Source organism: Brevundimonas sp. Root1423 (genome assembly GCF_001426805.1).
Genome location: NZ_LMFL01000032.1, coordinates 21,128 through 27,644, shown reverse-complemented (window position 1 = coordinate 27,644; position 6,517 = coordinate 21,128). Strand labels below are relative to the sequence as shown.

5 protein-coding genes and 2 pseudogenes are annotated in these 6,517 nt (G+C 69.7%); 6 read left to right on the top strand and 1 reads right to left on the bottom strand.

Annotated elements, in window-relative coordinates:
* The 4 genes and pseudogenes from ASD25_RS18245 to ASD25_RS18235 form a co-directional block, all read left to right on the top strand.
* Positions 1-243 (top strand): winged helix-turn-helix domain-containing protein (locus tag ASD25_RS18245; protein ID WP_200943663.1); only part of this gene is annotated, 243 nt, incomplete at its 5' end.
* A 572-nt stretch (positions 244-815) separates the two neighbouring features.
* Positions 816-1,498, top strand: a pseudogene (locus ASD25_RS32160) (gamma-glutamyltransferase); the annotation flags it as partial.
* Between the two features lies 1 nt (position 1,499).
* On the top strand, positions 1,500-2,390 hold an 891-nt coding region (locus tag ASD25_RS32155; RefSeq protein WP_235562783.1), incomplete at its 5' end, for a gamma-glutamyltransferase family protein.
* Positions 2,391-2,468: 78 nt separating this feature from the next.
* Positions 2,469-3,284, top strand: a complete 816-nt coding sequence (locus ASD25_RS18235; protein WP_055830018.1) for a hypothetical protein — start codon at positions 2,469-2,471, stop codon at positions 3,282-3,284.
* On the opposite strand, the gene ASD25_RS18230 is transcribed toward ASD25_RS18235, so the two are convergent.
* On the bottom strand, positions 3,271-4,200 hold the full coding sequence (locus ASD25_RS18230; protein WP_055830016.1) for an Hsp33 family molecular chaperone: 930 nt from the start codon (positions 4,198-4,200) through the stop codon (positions 3,271-3,273). The two genes, ASD25_RS18235 and ASD25_RS18230, sit on opposite strands and share 14 nt — an antisense overlap.
* 152 nt (positions 4,201-4,352) lie before the next feature.
* On the opposite strand from ASD25_RS18230, the gene ASD25_RS18225 reads away from it, so the two are divergent.
* Both ASD25_RS18225 and ASD25_RS33290 read left to right on the top strand, forming a co-directional pair.
* The gene (locus tag ASD25_RS18225) at positions 4,353-5,759 is read left to right on the top strand and encodes an SDR family oxidoreductase (RefSeq protein WP_055830014.1); all 1,407 of its coding nucleotides are present in this window, start codon (positions 4,353-4,355) and stop codon (positions 5,757-5,759) included.
* A gap of 36 nt (positions 5,760-5,795) precedes the next feature.
* A pseudogene (locus ASD25_RS33290) lies at positions 5,796-6,455 on the top strand (HAD family hydrolase); the annotation flags it as partial.
* Between the last annotated feature and the right edge of the window lie 62 nt (positions 6,456-6,517).

The following is a 6,517-nucleotide window of genomic DNA, read 5'->3' as shown; positions in this document are numbered from 1 at the left end:
GGCAACGAGATCCACCTCGGCCCCACCGAATTCCGCCTGCTGGACCACCTGATGCAGCACCCGGGCCGGGTGTTCAGCCGCGAACAGCTGCTGGACGCCGTCTGGGGCAGCGACGTCTACGTCGAGGCCCGCACGGTCGACGTCCACGTCGGCCGCCTGCGCAAGGCCCTGAACGTCGAGGGCACGGTCAACCCGATCCGCACGGTGCGGTCGGCGGGCTATTCGCTGGATCTGGGCGGGTAACCACTGCTGTCGTCATCCCGGGGGGGGCGCAGCGGACCCTAGGACCCAGCGGCGCGCGAGAGCGCGAACCTGTCACGCCAACCCAGGCTGACTCGTCGCCTCCGCTTCGCTCCGGCGCCGCTGGGTCCCGGCCTTCGCCGGGATGACGACGGCTGAAACGGCAGTTGCACTTCCTTCCGCACCCGAACCCGCTAGGGTCCCCTTCTCAGTTCAGGGAGCCTCGCCCATGCGCCGCCGCACCTTCCTTTCGACCCTCCCCGCAGCCGCTCTCCTCGCCGGAGCAGGTGCAGCGACCGCCGGCGCTCCTGCCGCAACCGCCGCCCCTCCCCGCCAGACCGCGCCTGCCGACCCCTACGCCGGCGTCGGCCCCGGCAACCGCAACAGCGGCGTCCAGTTCGTCGGCCGCTCGACCGTCTGGGGCGCGCACGGCGCCGCCGCCACGGCCCATCCGCGCGCCACCCTGATCGGCATCGACACCCTGAGGCGCGGCGGCTCGGCCATTGACGCGGCCATCGCCATCAACNGGCTTCCTGGAGCCCACCGCCAACGGCATCGGCGGCGACGCCTTCTGCATGCTGTGGGACCCGGCGCAGCGGAAGGTCGTCGGCTTCAACGGCTCGGGCAACAGCCCCCGCGGCCTGTCGCTGGAGACGGCGCGGTCGAGGAAGGCCGAGGACGGCTACCTGCCCCCCTACGGCGCGGTCACCGTCAACGTCCCCGGCACGGTCGACGCCTGGTGGAGCGCCCATCAGCGCTACGGCAAGCTGCCGTGGAAGGACGTCCTGCTGCCGGTCGCCGAGCTGTGCGAGGAGGGCGTGCCCATGCCCCAGCTGATCGCCTGGTATCTCGAGCGCAACATGGCCAATTTCGATCGCCGCGCCGCGATCATCGAGGAGAACGACAACCGCAGGAAGGTCTACGCCCGCGACGGCCGCACCCCGGCGGTCGGCGAGGTCTTCGCCAACCCCGACCTGGGCCGCACCTATCGCCTGATCGCCGAGGGCGGCCGCGACGCCTTCTATGAGGGGGCGATCGCCGACCACATCGAACGCTATTTCCGCCGCATCGGCGGCTGGATGACGAAGGCCGATCTGGCCCCGCATCGCACCGAATGGGTCGAGCCGATCCGCACCGACTATCGCGGCGTCGATGTCTATGGCCTCGGCCCCAACACCCAGGGCCTGTCGACCAACCAGATCCTCAACATCTGCGAGAATTTCGACCTCAAGGGCATGGGCTTCCAGTCCGCCGCCTCNGGCCTCGGCCCCAACACCCAGGGCCTGTCGACCAACCAGATCCTYAACATCTGCGAGAATTTCGACCTCAAGGGCATGGGCTTCCAGTCCGCCGCCTCGATCCACCAYCAGGCCGAGGCCAAGCGGCTGGCGTTCGAGGACCGSGCSAARTGGTTCGCCGACGASCGCTTCAGTCGCACCCCGGTCGAATGGCTGAACTCGAAAGCCTACGCGGCCGAACGCGCGCGCCTGATCCGGCCCGACCGGGTCATGGACCGCGCCTTCCCCGGCGACGCCCCGACCCAGGGCGACACCACCTATTTCAGCGTCGCCGACAAGGACGGCATGATGGTTAGCTGGATCCAGTCCAACTATCGCGGCATGGGCTCGGGCCTGGTCCCCGACGGCCCCGACGGTTCGACCCTCGGCTTCATGTTCCAGGACCGCGGCGAGCTGTTCGCCCTGACCGACGGCCACCCCAACGTCTACGCCCCGGGCAAGCGCCCCTTCCACACCATCATCCCCGGCTTCGCCTGCAAGGGCGGCGAGCCGTGGATGGCCTTCGGCGTCATGGGCGGCGGCATGCAGCCGCAAGGGCAGGCCCAGATCATAATCAACATGGTCGACTACGGCCTCGACCCGCAGGAAGCCGGCGACAGCCCGCGCTGGCAGCACGAGGGCTCGTCCGAACCCACCGGCCATCCGTCCGAGGGCGTCGGTGTGCTGCATCTGGAAACCGGCGTCCCGGCGGCTTCGAAGGCGCGGTTGGAGGCCATGGGCTGGGTGTTGGGCGGTCCCAACGGCGGCTTCGGCGGCTACCAGAACGTGGTGCGCCAGACCAACGGACGCGGCCCCTGGACCTACGGCGCGGCGACGGAGATGCGGAAAGACGGCATTGCCTTGGCGTACTGAGGAGGGCCACGCGCCCGCCACAATCGCCCAGCCTTCTGCACACGCGCCGGTAGGGGCGTGGATCAACCGGGGGCTTCGATGATCGCCTTGTTCGCCGCCGCCAGCCTGCTGGCCGCGCAGCCCGCCGACTGTTCTCCGCCGGCGGGGACTGACGCCCTTCTCGCAATGCCGCAGCGCTACATTGTCGTGGGCGAAAGCCACGGCACGGTCGAGACCCCGGCCGCGTTCGCGCAGATGGCGTGCGCGGCGGCCGAAAAAGGGCCGGTCACGATCGCCCTCGAACTGCCGACGGTCATGCAGCCGCAGCTGGACGCCTTCCTGGCCGCGCCCGACGAGGCCACGGCGGTCGAGGCGCTGTCCGGCACCCATTTCCTGAACCCGCGCATGAACGACGGCCGCAGCAGCCAGGCCATGCTGGCCATGCTGTTGTCCGTCCGCCAGCTTCGCGCGGATGGACGCGATGTAGCCTTTCACGCCTTCCAGCCTTCCACGCCCCGCCAGCGCGACCTGACGCAGGCCTGGTACGAACTCGACATGGGCCATGCGCTGGCAGGAGCGATCTACGCCCGGCCGCAGTCGAAGGTGCTGGTCCTCGTCGGCAACCTGCATGCCCGCAAGACCGGTTTCCCCCGCTTCCCCGATGTCGGCGTTCCCGCCGCCGGCCACCTGCCCGCCGCCGATGTCCTGACGCTCAAGGTGGCGCAGCAGGGCGGCACGGAATGGAACTGCCAGTCTGCATGCGGAACCAATCCGTCACGCGCCGTCGTCGACATCGACCTTCGAGGCGTGCGCCTCGAGCCGACTGATGACGGCGCCTATGACGGCGTCCTGGCCCTGGGACCCAGCACGGCCTCGCCGCCGGTCGTGCCGGGGCCGGGACCTAGCCTTCGCTGACCGTGATCTCTTCCGGCTCCAGCGCATAGACCGTGGCGCAGTATTCGCAGGTCACGCGGATCTTGCCGTCGGCCTCGACCATCTCGGCCCGCTCCTCGGCCTTGAACGACGTCAGCATTCCGGCGATGCGGGCGTGCGAGCAGCGGCATTGGGCCACCAGCGCGCGGGCGTCCTCCAGCCGCACGCCGTCCTCGTGGAACAGGCGGAACAGCAGGGTCTCCGGCGTGATCGTCGGGTCCAGCAGCTCGTCGTCGCCCAGCGTCTGGAACAGGGCCCGCGACCGGTCCCACGCCTCCTCGGTCGAGCCGCGCGCCTCGTCGCCCGCGATCAACTGGATCAGCGCCCCGCCGGCCCGCCAGCCCGTGCCCGCGTCCGTGGTGATCGAACCGACCGACAGACGGACCTTGGTCGGGATCTGCTCGGATTGCTGGAAATAGTGTTCGGCGGCCAGCGACAGGCTCTCGCCCTCGATCGGCGTGATCCCCTGGGTCCGCTCGAAATCAGGCCCGCGATCCAGCGTCATCACGAACACCCCCTGCCCCAGCAGCGAGCGCGCCCCCGGCCGGGCGAAGCCCTGCGACGCCGCGGCGACCTCGGCCTCGTCGAAGCGGCAATAGCCGCGCATATGCCCCTGGGTGTCATAGTCGGCGACGACGTAGCGCACCGGCCCGTCGCCCTGGGCCTGGACGATCAGCCGGCCCTCGAACTTCAGGCTCGACCCGACCAGGGCCGCCAGGGCGCAGGCCTCGCCGAGCAGGGCCGCGACGGGTTCCGGATAGTCATGGGCCGACAGGATGGCGTCGATGGTTTCGCCCAGCCGCACCAGACGCCCACGCACGGGCCAGCCCTCGATCTGGAAGGCGGCCGCCAGATCGTCGGCGGGGTTGGCGGGCGACGTATGCGCGTGATCGGTCACGGGCGGTCCTCGGAAAGAGCGATTGTGCGGAAGCGCCGTCAGATAGGCGCGGCCATCGCGAATGGTAAGACCTGCATGCTACAGCAGGAACCGGCGGGGTCTCGGCCCCGTTCGTTCAAGGCCCGATCCAAGCGCACAGACCCGGCGGTTTCATGACCAAAGCGACCCTCAAGCCCCTGAACCAGCAAGCCATCGTCATCACCGGGGCCACCTCCGGCGTCGGCCTGGCGACCGCGCGGCGGGCGGCGAAGGCGGGGGCCTGCGTGTTTCTGATCGCGCGCGGCGAAAACGACCTTAAGGCCCTGACCGAAGAGCTTCAGGGCACGGGCGCCCGCGCCGCCTGGGCCGTCGCCGACGTGGCCGACTACGACGCCCTGGCCGGGGCGGCGGAGAAATGCGTGCGTCTGTTCGGCGGCTTCGACACCTGGATCAACAACGCCGGCGTCTCGATCTTCGGCAATATCCGCGCGACGACGCTGGAGGATCAGCGGCGGCTGTTCGAGACCAACTACTGGGGCGTGGTCAACGGCTCGATGATCGCCGCCGACCACCTGCGCGAACGGCCGGGCGGCGGGGCCATCGTCAATGTCGGCTCGACCCTGTCGGACGCGCCGATTCCGGTGCAGGGCGTCTATTCGGCCTCGAAGCACGCGGTGAAGGGCTTCACCAACGCCTTCCGCATGGAGCTGATGCGCGAACAGGCGCCGATCACCCTGTCGCTGGTCAAGCCCTCGGCGATCGACACGCCCTACAACAAGCACGCCCGCAACCTGACGGGTCAGGCGGTGCAGAACCCCCAGCCCGTCTACGCCACCCATGTGGTCGCCGACACCATCCTGTATTGCGCCAGCCATCCGATCCGCGAGATCACGGTCGGGGGCGGCGGGCGGCTGATCGCCAGCTTCTATTCCGCCCTCCCGGGTCTGGCGGAACCACTTCTGGCGCGGTTCGCTCCTGTCATGATGCGGGACAGGGGTTCCGCGTATCAGCCGTTTGACGACGGGCTCTACGACCCGAACGACGACGGCCTCGATGAAGAGGTTCACTATCCCATGGTCCGCCAGTTCTCCGCCCTCGCCGAAGTCCGCAAACACCCGGGAATCACCGGCGGCGTCGTCGCCATCCTGGCCGGCATCGGCATCGCAGCCGTGCTGTTGAACCAGCGTTCGGGTCCCACCCGCTATGAGCGCCTGCGCGGTCGTTTCGACCCGCGCGGCTGGGTCGACACGGACGCCCTGCGCGACCGCTTCGGCGATCTTGCCGAAACGGTGCGCCATGGCCTCAGCGACGCCGGCGAGCGCGCGTCCGACTTCAGCGGCGAAGCCCGCCATCGTGGCGAGCAGATCCTGCACGGCGCACGACATTCTTCGCGCAAGGCCTTGAAGAAACACGGCAAGACCGCGCGCCGGTACGCGCACGACGCCGGCGCCTACGCCAGGGATCACGCCCGTGAAGGCGGCGCGGCCCTCGCCCTTCTGACCATCGCCGCCGCCATCGGCGCCGCCGCCATGGACGCCCGTCGTCCCGACAGCCGCCTGCGCAGCCTCGGCAAATTCTGACGTCTGCGTCCGAATCCGACGTAGCTGCCTGCCAGCATGATCGCCGGTCGTCCCTCGCCGGGCGGCCGGCGCTTTTCATTTGGACGAGCTGGACGGTCTGGACTGTATTTTTTCGAACCCGCCCGGCCCATTGCTGCAACTGCGAAGGTGAGCCAAGCTCCCCCCATGGCTGATCCGGCGACCTACGTCTTCGACTTCGATTCCACCCTCGTCCGGATCGAGACGCTCGAGGCCCTGGCCGACATCGCCCTGGCCGGCGCGCCCGACGCCGGGGCGGTCCGCGCCGAGATCGTGCGCCTGACCGATCAGGCCATGACCGGGGACATGCCCTTCGGCGAGGCCCTCCGCCGCCGCCTTGAGCTCCTGCCCCTGACCCGGTCCCACGTCGCCGAACTGGCGGGCCGCATCCTCGACGAAGGCACGCCGTCGGTCCGCCGGAACCTGCGCTTCTTCCGCGAGAACGCCGACCGCATCGTCATCCTGTCAGGCGGCTTCCGCGAGATCATCGCCCCCCTGGCCGAACACCTTCACATCGCGCCGGACCGGGTGCTGTGCAACGACCTGACCTACGACGCCGAAGGCCGCGTCACCGGCGTGGACGCGGACAATCCGCTGGCCCACGCCGGCGGCAAGTCGGTCGCCGTGCGCGCCCTGGCCCTCCCCGCGCCCGTCGTCATGGTCGGCGACGGATGGACCGACGCCGAGGTCCGCCTGTCAGGCGCCGCCGACCGCTTCCACGCCTTCACCGAGATTGTCCG

Excerpts from the sequence above, each read along its gene's own strand:
- ASD25_RS18235 (WP_055830018.1), top strand. The coding sequence starts at position 2,469 with ATGATCGCCTTGTTCGCCGCCGCCAGCCTGCTGGCCGCGCAGCCCGCC.
- ASD25_RS18225 (WP_055830014.1), top strand. The coding sequence starts at position 4,353 with ATGACCAAAGCGACCCTCAAGCCCCTGAACCAGCAAGCCATCGTCATC.